General features: G+C 54.4%; 13 protein-coding genes. 10 read left to right on the top strand and 3 right to left on the bottom strand.

Annotation, left to right across the window (positions count from 1 at the left end; all coding sequences use genetic code 11):
- Positions 1 to 116: 116 nt before the first annotated feature.
- The 5 genes from rnc (at position 117) to acpS (ending at position 3,671) form a co-directional block, all read left to right on the top strand.
- Positions 117 to 797, top strand: a complete 681-nt coding sequence (gene rnc, locus C2U43_RS19255) for a ribonuclease III (RefSeq protein ID WP_003037579.1) — start codon at positions 117 to 119, stop codon at positions 795 to 797.
- Positions 794 to 1,699 (top strand): GTPase Era, encoded by a 906-nt coding sequence (era, locus tag C2U43_RS19250; RefSeq protein ID WP_032937937.1) that lies wholly within the window; start codon positions 794 to 796, stop codon positions 1,697 to 1,699. The genes rnc and era overlap by 4 nt, the downstream gene beginning before the upstream one ends.
- A 134-nt stretch (positions 1,700 to 1,833) precedes the next feature.
- Positions 1,834 to 2,544 carry a DNA repair protein RecO gene (recO, locus tag C2U43_RS19245; RefSeq protein ID WP_008785495.1) on the top strand — a complete coding sequence of 237 codons (711 nt, stop codon included), beginning with the start codon at positions 1,834 to 1,836 and terminating at the stop codon, positions 2,542 to 2,544.
- A gap of 15 nt (positions 2,545 to 2,559) precedes the next feature.
- The gene (gene pdxJ / locus C2U43_RS19240; RefSeq protein ID WP_008785494.1) at positions 2,560 to 3,291 is read left to right on the top strand and encodes a pyridoxine 5'-phosphate synthase; all 732 of its coding nucleotides are present in this window, start codon (positions 2,560 to 2,562) and stop codon (positions 3,289 to 3,291) included.
- Positions 3,291 to 3,671, top strand: a complete 381-nt coding sequence (gene acpS / locus C2U43_RS19235) for a holo-ACP synthase (RefSeq protein ID WP_103285650.1) — start codon at positions 3,291 to 3,293, stop codon at positions 3,669 to 3,671. The genes pdxJ and acpS overlap by 1 nt, the downstream gene beginning before the upstream one ends.
- A gap of 106 nt (positions 3,672 to 3,777) precedes the next feature.
- On the opposite strand, the gene C2U43_RS19230 is transcribed toward acpS, so the two are convergent.
- Both C2U43_RS19230 and C2U43_RS19225 read right to left on the bottom strand, forming a co-directional pair.
- On the bottom strand, positions 3,778 to 4,038 hold the full coding sequence (locus tag C2U43_RS19230) for a YfhL family 4Fe-4S dicluster ferredoxin (protein WP_003037590.1): 261 nt from the start codon (positions 4,036 to 4,038) through the stop codon (positions 3,778 to 3,780).
- A gap of 55 nt (positions 4,039 to 4,093) precedes the next feature.
- Positions 4,094 to 4,942, bottom strand: a complete 849-nt coding sequence (locus C2U43_RS19225) for a MurR/RpiR family transcriptional regulator (RefSeq protein ID WP_032944256.1) — start codon at positions 4,940 to 4,942, stop codon at positions 4,094 to 4,096.
- A 117-nt stretch (positions 4,943 to 5,059) separates the two neighbouring features.
- Between C2U43_RS19225 and murQ the strand changes: the two genes are divergently transcribed.
- From murQ to tadA, 4 genes are read left to right on the top strand one after another with little or no spacing between them, the layout of a single operon-like run.
- Positions 5,060 to 5,953: an N-acetylmuramic acid 6-phosphate etherase gene (gene murQ / locus C2U43_RS19220; protein ID WP_032944255.1), complete on the top strand. Its 894-nt coding sequence runs from the start codon at positions 5,060 to 5,062 to the stop codon at positions 5,951 to 5,953.
- Positions 5,954 to 5,962: 9 nt separating this feature from the next.
- A complete protein-coding gene (locus C2U43_RS19215) occupies positions 5,963 to 7,327 on the top strand; it encodes a PTS transporter subunit EIIC (protein ID WP_008785492.1) in 1,365 nt (454 codons plus the stop codon).
- Positions 7,328 to 7,330: 3 nt separating this feature from the next.
- Complete coding sequence (yfhb, locus tag C2U43_RS19210; protein WP_008785491.1) at positions 7,331 to 7,966, top strand: phosphatidylglycerophosphatase C; 636 nt, start codon at positions 7,331 to 7,333, stop codon at positions 7,964 to 7,966.
- A 28-nt stretch (positions 7,967 to 7,994) separates the two neighbouring features.
- Complete coding sequence (gene tadA / locus C2U43_RS19205; protein ID WP_071941323.1) at positions 7,995 to 8,531, top strand: tRNA adenosine(34) deaminase TadA; 537 nt, start codon at positions 7,995 to 7,997, stop codon at positions 8,529 to 8,531.
- A gap of 40 nt (positions 8,532 to 8,571) precedes the next feature.
- Here tadA and mltF read toward each other — a convergent pair whose 3' ends face one another.
- Complete coding sequence (gene mltF, locus C2U43_RS19200; protein ID WP_103285649.1) at positions 8,572 to 10,122, bottom strand: membrane-bound lytic murein transglycosylase MltF; 1,551 nt, start codon at positions 10,120 to 10,122, stop codon at positions 8,572 to 8,574.
- Between the two features lie 257 nt (positions 10,123 to 10,379).
- Between mltF and purL the strand changes: the two genes are divergently transcribed.
- Complete coding sequence (purL, locus tag C2U43_RS19195; protein ID WP_048225083.1) at positions 10,380 to 14,267, top strand: phosphoribosylformylglycinamidine synthase; 3,888 nt, start codon at positions 10,380 to 10,382, stop codon at positions 14,265 to 14,267.
- Positions 14,268 to 14,551 lie beyond the last annotated feature (284 nt).

The following is a 14,551-nucleotide window of genomic DNA, read 5'->3' as shown; positions in this document are numbered from 1 at the left end:
AACAGCGTTGGTTTGTATATAAATGCATGCAGGCGAAGCCAGATGGCTCAGCGAAGTGCGTATATCAGGTCTGTTTCGTGTGCTGAATTGTTGACGCATTCATTTATTGGTATCGCATGAACCCCATCGTAATTAATCGGCTTCAACGGAAGCTGGGCTACACTTTTAATCATCAGGAGCTGTTGCAGCAGGCATTAACTCACCGGAGCGCCAGCAGCAAACATAACGAGCGTTTAGAATTTTTAGGCGACTCTATTTTGAGCTTTGTTATCGCTAATGCGCTGTATCACCGTTTCCCGCGTGTGGATGAAGGTGATATGAGCCGCATGCGCGCGACGCTGGTTCGCGGCAATACGCTGGCTGAATTAGCCCGTGAGTTTGACCTCGGTGAATGTTTACGTTTGGGGCCAGGTGAGCTGAAAAGCGGCGGCTTCCGTCGTGAATCAATCCTGGCGGATACCGTTGAAGCTTTGATCGGCGGCGTCTTCCTCGACAGCGATATTCAAACCGTTGAGCAATTGATCCTGAACTGGTATCAAACTCGTCTGGATGAAATTAGCCCAGGCGACAAACAAAAAGATCCGAAAACGCGCCTGCAGGAATATTTGCAGGGTCGCCACCTGCCTCTGCCGTCTTATTTGGTGGTGCAGGTCCGTGGTGAAGCACACGATCAAGAATTTACTATCCACTGCCAGGTCAGCGGCCTGAGTGAACCGGTGGTTGGCACAGGTTCGAGCCGTCGTAAGGCTGAGCAGGCTGCCGCCGAACAGGCGTTGAAAAAACTGGAGCTGGAATGAGCGAAGAGAAAACTTACTGCGGATTTATTGCTATCGTCGGTCGCCCGAACGTCGGCAAATCCACCCTGTTGAATAATCTGCTTGGGCAGAAGATTTCTATTACCTCACGTAAGGCTCAGACAACACGTCACCGTATTGTTGGCATCCATACCGAAGGCGCGTATCAGGCGATTTATGTTGATACCCCGGGTCTGCATATGGAAGAAAAACGGGCTATTAACCGTCTGATGAACAAAGCGGCGAGCAGCTCGATCGGTGATGTTGAACTGGTTATTTTCGTTGTCGAAGGCACCCGCTGGACGCCGGACGACGAAATGGTGCTCAACAAGCTGCGTGATGGCAAAGCCCCGGTTATTCTGGCCGTCAACAAAGTCGACAACGTTCAGGAAAAAGCCGATCTGCTGCCACACCTGCAGTTCCTGGCAAGCCAGATGAACTTCCTTGATATCGTACCGATTTCTGCCGAAACCGGCTTGAATGTCGATACCGTTGCGGGCATCGTGCGTAAGCATTTGCCGGAAGCTATTCATCACTTCCCGGAAGATTACATCACCGACCGTTCTCAGCGCTTTATGGCCTCTGAAATCATCCGTGAAAAGCTGATGCGTTTTCTGGGTGCTGAACTGCCGTACTCCGTTACCGTGGAGATTGAGCGTTTTATCTCTAACGAGCGCGGTGGCTACGACATCAACGGTCTGATCCTCGTCGAACGTGAAGGGCAGAAGAAGATGGTTATTGGCAACAAAGGGGCCAAGATTAAAACCATCGGCATCGAAGCGCGTAAAGACATGCAGGAGATGTTCGAAGCGCCCGTTCACCTCGAACTGTGGGTGAAAGTGAAATCCGGCTGGGCCGATGACGAACGCGCGCTGCGCAGCCTCGGTTACGGCGACGACCAGTAGTTTTAATACTCTATGGCTTTCGAGGTGCAGGAAGGCGGCAAGTCCGTGAATCCCCGGGAGCTTACTCTCGTAAGTGACTGGGGTGAACGGGCGCAGCCAACGCACCTGCAACTTGAAAGACGACGAGTATTATGATGGAAGGATGGCAACGCGCTTTTGTCCTGCACAGTCGCCCCTGGAGCGAAACCAGTCTCGTGCTGGACGTCTTCACGGAAGAGTCGGGTCGCGTGCGCCTTGTGGCTAAAGGCGCACGTTCCAAACGCTCCAATCTTAAAGGCGCACTCCAGCCTTTTACCCCGTTGTTGCTTCGCTTTGGTGGACGTGGCGAGGTCAAAACCTTGCGCAGCGCCGAAGCCGTTTCTCTGGCACTCCCCCTTAGCGGAATCACGCTGTACAGCGGCTTGTATATTAACGAGCTTATCTCGCGCGTACTCGAATACGAAACCCGCTTTTCTGCACTCTTTTTCGATTACCTGAACTGTATTCAGGCGCTGGCTGGCGCGACGGGTTCGCCAGAACCTGCATTGCGTCGCTTTGAGCTGGCCTTACTTGGTCATCTGGGGTATGGCGTCGATTTTACCCACTGTGCGGGCAGCGGCGAGCCGGTAGACGACACCATGACCTATCGCTACAGGGAAGAAAAAGGGTTTATCGCAAGCGTAGTGATTGATAACGCCACCTTTACCGGACGCCATCTGAAAGCACTCGAATCGCGGGAATTTCCGGATGCTGATACGCTTCGCGCCGCGAAACGCTTTACCCGCATGGCGTTAAAGCCGTATCTTGGTGGTAAGCCCTTAAAGAGCCGCGAATTATTCCGGCAGTTTATGCCGAAGCGAAAATAAAAAACGAGGATTGTCATGGCCGAATTACTGTTAGGCGTCAACATTGACCACATTGCCACTTTACGTAATGCACGCGGTACCGCATATCCGGACCCGGTTCAGGCAGCGTTTATCGTTGAACAGGCGGGCGCGGACGGTATTACCGTACACCTGCGTGAAGACCGTCGTCATATCACCGACCGTGACGTACGTATTTTGCGCCAGACGCTGGATACGCGCATGAATCTGGAAATGGCAGTCACCGAAGAGATGCTGTCGATTGCCGTTGAGACTAAGCCGCATTTTTGCTGCCTGGTGCCGGAAAAACGTCAGGAAGTTACCACTGAAGGTGGGCTGGACGTCGCCGGTCAGCGTGACAAGATGCGCGATGCCTGCAAACGGCTGGCGGACGCAGGCATTCTGGTTTCGCTGTTTATCGATGCCGATGAAGAACAGATTAAGGCCGCTGCGGAAGTTGGCGCACCGTTTATTGAGATTCACACCGGCTGTTACGCCGATGCGAAAACCGACGCAGAACAGGCCAGCGAACTGGCGCGTATCGCCAAAGCGGCAACCTATGCTGCAAGTCTTGGCCTGAAGGTGAATGCGGGTCACGGTCTGACGTATCACAACGTTAAAGCTATCGCGCGGATCCCGGAAATGCACGAGCTGAACATTGGCCATGCCATTATTGGACGTGCGGTGATGAGCGGCCTGAAAGAGGCCGTAGTCGAAATGAAGCGCCTGATGCTGGAAGCGCGTGGCTAATGGCGATTCTGGGATTAGGTACGGATATCGTGGAGATTGCCCGCATCGAAGCGGTGATCTCCCGTTCCGGCGACCGCCTGGCAAGACGTGTGCTCAGCGACAACGAATGGGCAATCTGGGAAACGCATCAGCAGCCGGTGCGTTTTCTGGCGAAGCGTTTTGCAGTCAAAGAGGCGGCAGCAAAAGCCTTTGGCACGGGTATTCGCAATGGGCTGGCGTTTAATCAGTTTGAAGTCTTTAACGATGAACTCGGTAAGCCGCGTCTGCGATTATGGGGAGAGGCGTTAAAACTGGCGGAAAAACTCGGCGTTGCGTACATGCATGTGACGCTGGCCGATGAGCGTCACTACGCCTGCGCCACGGTGATTATCGAAAGTTAGATTCAGGACGATGCCGGATGGCGACGCGTAGCGTCTTATCCGGCCTACGGGTTATGCGTTTGTTGCAGGGGCAGGGTAGGGGCTTCATCGCCAGATGGCGACGCGGCTAAAGTTTATCGGCGTGGTGCATCAGCACAAACTTATCCCACAGCTGCTCTTCTGTTTCGACATGCGCCGGATCTTTCAAAATAGTATTGGGGATCGGGCACACCTTCTGGCAGGTTGGCGTGTCGTAATGGCCTACGCATTCCGTACACTTGTCGCTGTTAATCTCGTAAATGCTATCACCCATCGAAATCGCCTCATTCGGGCATTCGGGCTCGCACATATCGCAATTGATACACTTTTTAGTGATTAACAGGGCCATCAGGAAACTCTCAAAACATCACAAATCGGGCGGGCATTATACGCGCATTCTTTGCTCAGACCAGTTTTTTTACCAGTGCCTCACTGTGGCGAATACGTTCCGGGGCATGCTCCAGATCCTGCTGTACCAGCGCCATAAACAGTAAATCAGTGAGCATCATTTGCGCATGGGTGGAGGAAATCGCTGCGCTGCGCGTGGCCTGCTCCTCGGCAATGGTGTACAGACAATGACTTGCCCGTTGCTGCAGGGCGTTCGGTGTGAATCCGGTGATGGCGAGGATTTTCGCGCCGGTGCGCAACGTTTCATCCGCAGCCAGGTTGAGCTCGCGACGCTCTCCGGTATACGAAATGGCCAGCAGTAGATCGTTGGGCGAAAGCGCCTGCACCGTCGCCAGTAGGGCGTGCATATCGCGTTCCACCACCGCGTTAAAACCAATCTTCAGCAGCTTCCAGGCAAAATTCTGTGCCACCAGACCCGATGCGCCAATCCCGGTCACGATAATGCGGCGGGCTGAACGCAGCATCGTGACGCTCTCCATCAGTTTCTCTTCGCTGTTGACGTCCAGCGTTGCATGCATCGCCGCCACGTTCTCTTTAATCAGTTTCTCGCCTACCATTCGCATCGGGTCGTCACCGCGAATCTGATTATGTACCGGAATGGAATGGGGATTAGGATTGCTGGCCAATGCTTCGCTAATCGCCAGTTTGAGTGCCGGGAATCCTTTAAAGCCCATCTTTTGCGCGAATTTCACCACGCTGGACTGGCTGACGCCCGCTTCAAAGGCCAGCTGTTGTGAACTGAGATGACGCGCAGTATCCGGCTGAGCAAGAAGATAATCCGCAAGTTTTTTATCGCTTTGCGCGAGATCCGGATAACGCTGACGAATGCGAATTAAACAGTTCATGCTTTCTCCTGGCGAAAATGTGATGGCGATTACAAAACAAAATATCACTCGCCTTAGTGAATATAATATTCCATTATGACAGATTATTATGAATTAAAAATTCCTAAGGAACAAAAAATGAATCTCGGTGCGTTAGTTTCAGAAACCCGTAATCCTCAGACCATGGATCTGGATGCGCTCTCCACTCTGGAGTTGGTTCATCGTTTTAATCAACAGGATACGCTGGTAGCTGAAGCAGTAAAAGCAACTCTTCCTGAAGTTGCGCGTGCGGTCGATGCGGCAGCTGACGCGCTAAAAGCCGGTGGACGCATTATTTACATGGGAGCAGGTACCAGCGGGCGTCTTGGGGTGCTGGACGCGTCTGAATGCCCACCGACCTTCGGCGTCCCGCACGGTCTGGTGGTTGGGCTGATTGCCGGGGGACCGGGCGCTTTGCTGAAGGCAGTAGAAGGCGCAGAAGATAACCCGCAGCTAGGCGAAGACGATCTGCGCGGGCTCAATCTTACCGCGCAGGATCTGGTGGTGGGGCTGGCAGCTTCTGGTCGTACGCCGTATGTAATTGGTGGGTTGAAATATGCGCGTTCGGTGGGCTGTACAACGGCGGCTATTTCTTGCAATCCGGATTCCCCTATCGCGCATGAAGCGGATATTGCTATTTCTCCGGTAGTGGGGCCTGAGGCGCTGACCGGGTCAACACGACTGAAATCCGGCACCGCGCAAAAGCTGGTGCTCAATATGATCTCCACCGGCGCGATGGTGAAATTTGGCAAGGTGTACCAGAACCTGATGGTGGATATGCAGGCAACCAACGTCAAACTGGTCGATCGGGCGTGCCGTATGGTGGTTGAAGCCACCGGTATTGCGCGGGCTCAAGCTGAAACGCTGCTGAAGCAGACGGATTATGATGTTAAGCCAGCTATTTTAATGGCGCTCACCGGCCTGGATGCCGCTGCCGCCCGCGAAAAGCTTGCCGCTCACCAGGGTTTTTTACGCGCGGCGTTAGAACACTAAGAGGTGTATATGGATAAGACGGCGTTGCTGGCCAGCGACATCCTGCTGGGCGTTGGCGGAGAGAACAATATTCTGCGTCTGGAAAACTGTATGACCCGTGTCAGGGTGGAAGTTCAGGATGACGGGCAGATCGATATTCCCCGCCTCAGGCAACTGCCCGGCGTTAGCGGCTACGTGAAGCAGGGCGCACAGCACCAGATTATTGTCGGCCCCGGTAAAGCTGCCAAAGTGGTGGATGCCATGCGTTCCCTGATTGCCGATGGCGGCGAGCGAGCAGGTGCCAATGATATTGAGCGCACCAAGTCAGAGGCCAAAGCAAAGTACAAAGCGCCGATGAGCGATGCGCTGCGCAAGCTGGCGAACGTCTTTATCCCTCTTATTCCGGCGTTTATCGCCTCCGGTTTGATTACCGGGATTATTAACATCCTTAAGCGCCCGGATATCGTGGGGGATTTTGCGACCCACTATCCAAATATGCTGGGGTTGATGGGCATATTTGGCAGCGCCGTGTTTGCCATTATGAATATTCTGGTCGGGGTGAATACCGCCAAAGTTTTCGGTGGCTCCCTGGCAATGGGCGGGGTGATGGCGGGGATCCTTTCCAGCCCTCAGTTGGCGCAAATTACCCTGTTTGGCGAAGCGTTGCAGCCGGGGCGCGGTGGGGTGATCGCGGTATTGCTGGTGGTTGCGCTGATGTGCTGGATCGAACGTAAATTCCGCACGCTGTTGCCGGAATCACTGGAGCTTATCCTTAACCCGCTGCTAACCACCATCATTACCGGCGTAATCGCGATTGTGGCGCTGCAACCGCTTGGCGGATGGATTTCTGAATCTATCGCTCACGGCGCATCCTGGGCTATCGATCGCGGCGGTTTTCTGGTCGGTGCTGTGCTGGCAGGAACCTTCCTGCCGTTGGTGCTCACCGGACTTCATCAGGGATTGGTGCCCATCCACGTTGAGCTGGTTCAGGCACACGGTTATAACGCGCTTTTTCCGATCCTGGCGATGGCGGGCGTTGGGCAAATAGGTGCTGCGATCGCGGTTCTGATGAAAACTCGTAATGCGCGGCTAAAGAAAGTGATCAAAGGGGCGCTACCGGTCGGACTGCTGGGGATTGGCGAGCCGCTGATTTTTGGCGTAACGCTGCCGTTGGGTAAGCCGTTTATCGGTGCCTGTCTTGGCGGCGCGGTAGGTGGGGCGCTGATTAGCTACTGGAAGGTGGCGACGGTCATCACCTTTGGCATCTCCGGGTTACCGCTGGCACTGACGATTGTTGCCGGAAAAGTGATGTTCTATCTGTTAGGCTATCTGGTAGCAGTTATCGCCGGGTTCCTGTTTACCTGGCTATTGGGATTCACTGATCCAGAGGAATAAGGTTTGACCAATCACCAGCGCCGCGTTGTCTTTTTTGATTTGGATGGCACGTTACACCAGCAGGATATGTTCGGTAGTTTTATTCGTTATCTGCTGCGTCGCCAGCCGCTGAACGCGTTGCTTGTGCTGCCTCTGTTACCGGTGATTGCGCTGGCGTTGCTGATAAAAGGACGTGCTGCCCGCTGGCCAATGAGCCTGCTGTTATGGGGATGCACTTTTGGCCGCAGCGAGGCGCGTCTGAAAGCGCATCAGGCCGACTTTGTGCGCTGGTTTCGCCGTAACGTGACGGCGTTTCCGCTCGTGCAGCAGCGGCTGACAACCTATCTGTTAAGTTCTGACGCTGATATCTGGCTTATTACCGGCTCTCCGCAGTCACTGGTCGAGCAGGTTTACTTTGATACTCCATGGCTACCGCGAGTCAATCTGATTGCCAGCAAAATGGCGCGGGGATACGGCGGCTGGGTACTGACTTTGCGCTGTCTGGGCCATGAGAAAGTGACACAACTGGAACGCCACATTGGCGCGCCGCTACAGCTTTACAGTGGCTATAGTGACAGTAATCAGGACAATCCGCTGCTCTCTTTTTGCCAGCATCGCTGGCGCGTCACGCCGCGCGGAGAGCTTCAGCAACTCGAATAGCTAACGCACATGCAATTTGAAGTATGACGTGTATAATGCGCCCGCTTTGATTACTGGAGTTACCCCTTTGTCAGATGTTGAATTTAGCCACGAATACTGGATGCGTCATGCTTTAACGCTGGCTAAGCGCGCCTGGGATGAGCGTGAAGTCCCGGTGGGTGCGGTATTGGTACATCACAACCGAGTGATTGGCGAAGGCTGGAACCGCCCTATTGGACATCATGATCCGACTGCCCACGCTGAGATTATGGCGCTGCGTCAGGGCGGCCTGGTGCTGCAAAACTACCGTCTGTTAGATGCCACGCTGTACGTCACTCTGGAGCCGTGCGTGATGTGCGCTGGCGCGATGGTGCACAGCCGTATCGGTCGGGTCGTTTTTGGCGCGCGCGATGCGAAAACGGGCGCTGCCGGGTCATTAATGGATGTACTGCATCACCCTGGAATGAATCATCGGGTTGAAGTGACCGAGGGGGTACTGCGGGATGAATGTGCCACGTTGCTAAGTGATTTCTTCCGCATGCGCCGGCAGGAAATCAAAGCCCTGAAAAAATCCGCTAATCAGTAACTCTCAGCCTGATGGCAGTGCGCTTATCAGACGTACAAGACTACTTCTCCTCTTTTTTATGCGGTGAAAACAGCAGGGAAGGGGAGTGCGTCAGGTAGTTTGACGACGTTTGAGACAGAAACGCCGAAAGCGGGAATTTCTCTTTACCTAATAGCTCTGCGGGCGTCACCGTCGGGTAATCCTGCGCCAGTTGCTGCGTTTCTAGCGCCTGTTTTTCTTTCTCTTGCAGATATCCCACCAGGCTAATTTGGTACTTACGGATATTTTCCACATAGGCGTAAGCTTCGTGGCCACGTGCATAGCCATAGGTCAGCTTGTTGTAATACGGCTTTTGGCTGAGCAACGGTAATCGCTGTTTTACGTCGGACCAACTGTTCGGATTGCCTTTGGTTTTCACCGTCAGCGCCCGCGCATCCAGCATGTGTGCATAACCCATGTTATAGGCTGCAAGGGCAAACCAGATGCGTTCTCCTTCGGGGACGGTATCCGGTACTTTACTCATCATATCCTGCAAGTATCGCGCGCCGCCGCTGATACTCTGTTCGGCATCGGTACGGTCGGTCAGCCCGAGACTCTGGGCAGTATTTTTGGTCAACATCATCAGTCCGCGTACGCCGGTTGGAGATGTGGCCTGCGCGTCCCAGTGTGATTCCTGATATGAGATAGCGGCCAGCAGTCGCCAGTCTATCTCTTGCGCATATTTCTCAAACAGCGGCTTGAGGTCCGGCAACACGCTGTCTACGGCGCGTAAAAAGGAGCGGGTATCGACATAGTCAAAATCATCGCCATGCCCGAGATATTTCTCTTCCAGCCGCGCCAGAGAACCGTCTTCATTCATGGTGTTGAAGAAATCCAGTAGGGCGGCAGACAGCGTGTTGTCATCGTCCAGCCGACTAAACCATGTCACCGGTTGTTCGTCAGAGACGTCGAGCGCTACGGCCAGCTCAGGATGCACGCGTTGATATAAGCTGATGGCAACAGAATCGGCAATGGTGTAATCCAGCTTTCCGGCGATTACATCATCAAGCAGTTCGGTGGTGCCCTTTTTGTCATCGACTTTCCAGCTCAGATCGGGAAATTTTTTCTCTTTTAGCTGCTGGAGGTCATTAACCACCACGTGCCCCGGGGCGATAGACAGTTGGTTTTCGTTCACGGTGGCAAGCGTGCGCGGGCGGTATTGCCCAACCCGGTACACCAGCTGTTGTGAAACCGAATAATAGGTCGGTCCGGGCTGGTAATTTTTAACCCGCTCGCTGTTATAGACCAAGCCTGCGGCTAACAGGTCGGCATTGCCGTTATCCAGGTCGTCAAAAAGCTGGCTGATGTTCTGGCGTACGGTAACTTTTAACTTCACGCCTAAGTAGTCGGCAAATTCCTGGGCCAGTTCATAATCCAGACCGAATTTTTTGCCGTTGAGGGTCGCGTAAGTTAATGGCGAATCAATGGTACTGACGCGCAGCTCTCCCCGCGACTGAATGGCGGCGATACGATTTTCGGCTTTACCGAACCAGGGGATAGATGGCCAAAGGGCCGCTGCCAACAACAGCGTCAATATGCCGATGAACAGATAATTAATCTTTAATTTTTTCAATTAGTTAATTCTCTGAACCGTACGTTGTCTCTGTCTGCTGTGGTGTTGATTAAGAAGTGAAGTCGTCATTAATGAACGGCATTTTGCTTAAACTTGCGTCAGTTGGCAACTTATTCAGAAATCTGACCGCATTTGATGATAAGTGACGGTCGTGATTTTATTTCGACGCAAACGGTTTCGTCGGCGCGGTAGATTCTTTATAATGACGCCCGTTTCCCCCACTTGGGCACACCGAAAGCTTAGAAGACGAGAGACTTATGATGGAAATTCTGCGTGGTTCACCTGCACTGTCTGCATTCCGTATTAACAAACTGCTGGCACGTTTTCAGGCTGCCAACCTCCAGGTCCACAACATTTACGCCGAGTACGTCCATTTTGCCGATCTGAATGCACCGTTAAATGAAGATGAGCACGCGCAGCTTGCACGCCTGCTGAAATATGGTCCTGCTCTGCAAAGCCACGCCCCGGAAGGCAAACTGCTGCTGGTTACGCCTCGCCCAGGCACCATCTCCCCGTGGTCTTCTAAAGCGACTGATATTGCCCACAACTGCGGTCTGCACCAGATTAGCCGCCTGGAACGTGGCATTGCCTGGTATGTAGAAGCCTCTACGCTGACCGCTGAGCAATGGCAGATGGTGGCCGACGAACTGCACGACCGCATGATGGAAACGGTTTTCTCTGCGCTGAACGATGCCGAAAAACTGTTTGCCCATCACCAACCGGCGCCGGTCTCCAGCGTTGATCTACTGGGTGAGGGGCGTCAGGCGCTGATCGACGCTAACCTGCGTCTGGGTCTGGCGCTGGCGGAAGACGAAATTGACTATCTGCAGGATGCGTTCACCAAACTGGGACGTAACCCGAACGATATTGAACTGTACATGTTTGCGCAGGCCAACTCTGAGCACTGCCGTCACAAGATTTTTAACGCCGACTGGGTTATCGATGGTAAACAGCAGCCTAAGTCGCTGTTCAAGATGATCAAGAATACCTTCGAAACCACGCCGGACCACGTGCTGTCCGCCTATAAAGACAACGCTGCGGTAATGGAAGGCTCTGAAGTGGGCCGCTATTTTGCCGACCACAAAACCGGCCGCTACGATTTCCATCAGGAACCAGCCCACATCCTGATGAAGGTTGAAACTCACAACCACCCGACGGCCATCTCTCCGTGGCCAGGTGCTGCAACCGGCTCTGGCGGCGAAATCCGCGACGAGGGCGCAACAGGTCGCGGTGCAAAACCGAAAGCCGGGCTGGTGGGGTTCTCCGTTTCCAACCTGCGTATTCCTGGCTTTGAACAGCCGTGGGAAGAAGACTTCGGTAAGCCGGACCGTATTGTTACCGCGCTTGATATCATGACCGAAGGTCCGCTGGGCGGCGCGGCGTTTAACAACGAATTTGGTCGTCCGGCGCTGACCGGCTACTTCCGTACCTATGAAGAAAAGGTCAACAGCCATAACGGCGAAGAGCTGCGCGGTTACCATAAACCGATCATGCTGGCAGGCGGGATCGGTAACATCCGCGCCGATCACGTACAGAAGGGCGAGATCGTCGTTGGCGCTAAGCTTATCGTCCTCGGCGGCCCGGCGATGAACATTGGCCTTGGCGGCGGGGCAGCCTCCTCTATGGCTTCCGGCCAGTCTGATGCCGATCTTGATTTCGCTTCCGTACAGCGTGACAACCCGGAAATGGAACGTCGTTGCCAGGAAGTTATCGACCGTTGCTGGCAGATGGGTGATGCGAACCCGATTCTGTTTATCCATGACGTTGGCGCGGGTGGACTGTCTAACGCTATGCCGGAGCTGGTAAGCGATGGCGGTCGTGGCGGTAAGTTCCAGCTGCGCGATATCCTCAGCGACGAGCCGGGTATGAGCCCGCTGGAAATCTGGTGTAACGAATCCCAGGAACGCTACGTGCTGGCGGTTGCTGCCGATCAATTGCCGCTGTTTGACGAACTGTGTAAGCGTGAGCGCGCGCCGTATGCGGTGATTGGTGAAGCTACCGAAGAACAGCATCTGACCTTGAGCGACAGCCACTTCGACAACCAGCCGATCGACATGCCGCTTGATGTGCTGCTGGGTAAAACACCGAAAATGACCCGCGATGTGCAGACGCTGAAAGCCAAAGGCGATGCCCTGAATCGTGGTGAAATCTCGATTGCAGATGCGGTTAACCGCGTGCTGCATCTACCGACTGTCGCGGAGAAAACGTTCCTCGTGACCATCGGTGACCGTACCGTTACCGGCATGGTTGCGCGTGACCAGATGGTTGGTCCATGGCAGATCCCGGTCGCTAACTGCGCGGTCACTACCGCAAGCCTCGATAGCTACTACGGCGAAGCGATGTCTATCGGCGAACGCGCGCCGGTTGCACTACTGGACTTCTCTGCCTCTGCGCGTCTGGCGGTCGGTGAAGCGCTGACAAACATTGCGGCAACGCAGATTGGTGACATCAAACGTATTAAGCTGTCGGCAAACTGGATGGCGGCTGCGGGTCACCCTGGTGAAGATGCTGGCCTGTACGAAGCAGTAAAAGCCGTCGGGGAAGAGCTATGCCCGGCGCTCGGCCTGACCATTCCAGTGGGCAAAGACTCTATGTCGATGAAAACCCGCTGGCAGGAAGGTAACGAGCAGCGTGAAATGACCTCGCCACTGTCGCTGGTGATTACCGCCTTTGCCCGCGTAGAAGATGTGCGCCACACCATTACCCCGCAGCTGTCTACTGAAGACAACGCCCTGCTGCTGATTGACCTCGGTCTTGGTCACAATGCACTGGGCGCTACGTCGCTGGCGCAGGTTTACCGTCAACTGGGCGATAAGCCTGCCGACGTGCGTAACGTTGAGCAACTGAAAGGTTTCTACGATGCGATTCAGGCGCTGGTCGCTGCGCGTAAGCTGCTGGCCTATCATGACCGTTCTGACGGCGGTCTGCTGGTTACGCTGGCGGAAATGGCCTTCGCCGGTCACTGCGGTATTGACGCTGATATCCACTCTCTGGGTGAAGATCGTCTGGCGGCGCTGTTTAACGAAGAACTGGGTGCGGTGATTCAGGTTCGTGCTGCTGAACGTGAGGCAGTGGAAGCAATTCTGGCTGCCCACGGCCTGGCAGACTGCGTACACTTCCTCGGTAAAGCCGTTGAAGGTGACCGCTTCACCCTGACCGCTAATGGCCAGCCGGTGTTTAGCGAAAGCCGTACTACCCTGCGTATGTGGTGGGCGGAAACCACCTGGCAGATGCAGCGCCTGCGTGACAACCCGGAATGCGCCGATCAGGAACACGATGCTAAAACCAACGATGCGGACCCTGGTCTCAACGTTAAACTGTCGTTTGATATCAACGAAGATGTTGCCGCTCCGTACATCGCCACCGGTGCGCGTCCCAAAGTGGCCGTACTGCGCGAGCAGGGTGTGAACTCCCACGTTGAAATGGCAGCAGCCTTCCACCGTGCGGGTTTCGACGCCATCGATGTGCACATGAGCGACCTGCTGGGCGGACGTATCGGCCTGGGTAACTTCCAGGCGCTGGTGGCCTGCGGCGGCTTCTCTTACGGCGATGTGCTTGGCGCTGGTGAAGGTTGGGCGAAGTCGATTCTGTTCAACAACCGCGTCCGTGATGAGTTCGAAACCTTCTTCCATCGCCCGCAAACGCTGGCACTCGGTGTGTGTAACGGTTGTCAGATGATGTCTAACCTGCGTGAGCTGATCCCAGGAAGCGACCTGTGGCCGCGCTTTGTGCGTAACCATTCCGATCGTTTTGAAGCCCGCTTCAGTCTGGTCGAAGTGACGCAAAGCCCGTCTTTACTGCTTGCCGATATGGTGGGTTCGATGATGCCGATTGCCGTTTCTCACGGTGAAGGTCGTGTGGAAGTGCGTGACGGTGCGCATCTGGCTCAGCTTGAGAGCAAAGGTCTGGTGGCGCTGCGCTACGTTGATAACTTCGGTAAGGTGACCGAGACCTATCCGGCTAACCCGAACGGTTCGCCGAACGGCATTACTGCAGTGACCACTGAAAATGGTCGCGTCACCATTATGATGCCGCACCCGGAACGTGTGTTCCGTACCGTGAGCAACTCCTGGCACCCGGAAAACTGGGGCGAGGATAGCCCGTGGATGCGTATTTTCCGCAACGCGCGTAAACAGCTCGGTTAATTCGCTCAATAGTCATCAAGCCCCTCTTCGCGAGGGGCTTTTTTTTGTCTGCCGGATGAAACCCGCCTGATGACGCTACGCTTATCAGGCCTACAGGGAAAATGCGGTTGTAGGCCGGATAAGGCGTTCACGCCGCCATCCGGCAATAAACTCAGCGCTTGCACCTAAAAGTAAAGTGTCGGGAAATGCCGACATGGACAGGGTTGCGGTGTCGTCAAAAAGAGACGTTTAATTATTTGATTTAATAGGGATTTGTTTTTAAGTGCTGCAAGTGTTGCTGATTG

The organism is Citrobacter freundii complex sp. CFNIH9 (assembly GCF_002903305.1).
In the GTDB taxonomy this organism is placed as follows: Bacteria; Pseudomonadota; Gammaproteobacteria; order Enterobacterales; family Enterobacteriaceae; genus Citrobacter; species Citrobacter portucalensis.
Note: the sequence above shows the minus strand (reverse complement) of the source record. Positions and strands in the feature narration are given on the sequence as shown.

Coding starts and splice junctions, on each gene's coding strand:
- purL (WP_048225083.1), top strand. CDS start 10,380: ATGATGGAAATTCTGCGTGGTTCACCTGCACTGTCTGCATTCCGTATT.
- pdxJ (WP_008785494.1), top strand. CDS start 2,560: ATGGCCGAATTACTGTTAGGCGTCAACATTGACCACATTGCCACTTTA.
- murQ (WP_032944255.1), top strand. CDS start 5,060: ATGAATCTCGGTGCGTTAGTTTCAGAAACCCGTAATCCTCAGACCATG.
- C2U43_RS19215 (WP_008785492.1), top strand. CDS start 5,963: ATGGATAAGACGGCGTTGCTGGCCAGCGACATCCTGCTGGGCGTTGGC.
- era (WP_032937937.1), top strand. CDS start 794: ATGAGCGAAGAGAAAACTTACTGCGGATTTATTGCTATCGTCGGTCGC.
- recO (WP_008785495.1), top strand. CDS start 1,834: ATGGAAGGATGGCAACGCGCTTTTGTCCTGCACAGTCGCCCCTGGAGC.
- rnc (WP_003037579.1), top strand. CDS start 117: ATGAACCCCATCGTAATTAATCGGCTTCAACGGAAGCTGGGCTACACT.
- C2U43_RS19230 (WP_003037590.1), bottom strand. CDS start 4,038: ATGGCCCTGTTAATCACTAAAAAGTGTATCAATTGCGATATGTGCGAG.
- C2U43_RS19225 (WP_032944256.1), bottom strand. CDS start 4,942: ATGAACTGTTTAATTCGCATTCGTCAGCGTTATCCGGATCTCGCGCAA.
- acpS (WP_103285650.1), top strand. CDS start 3,291: ATGGCGATTCTGGGATTAGGTACGGATATCGTGGAGATTGCCCGCATC.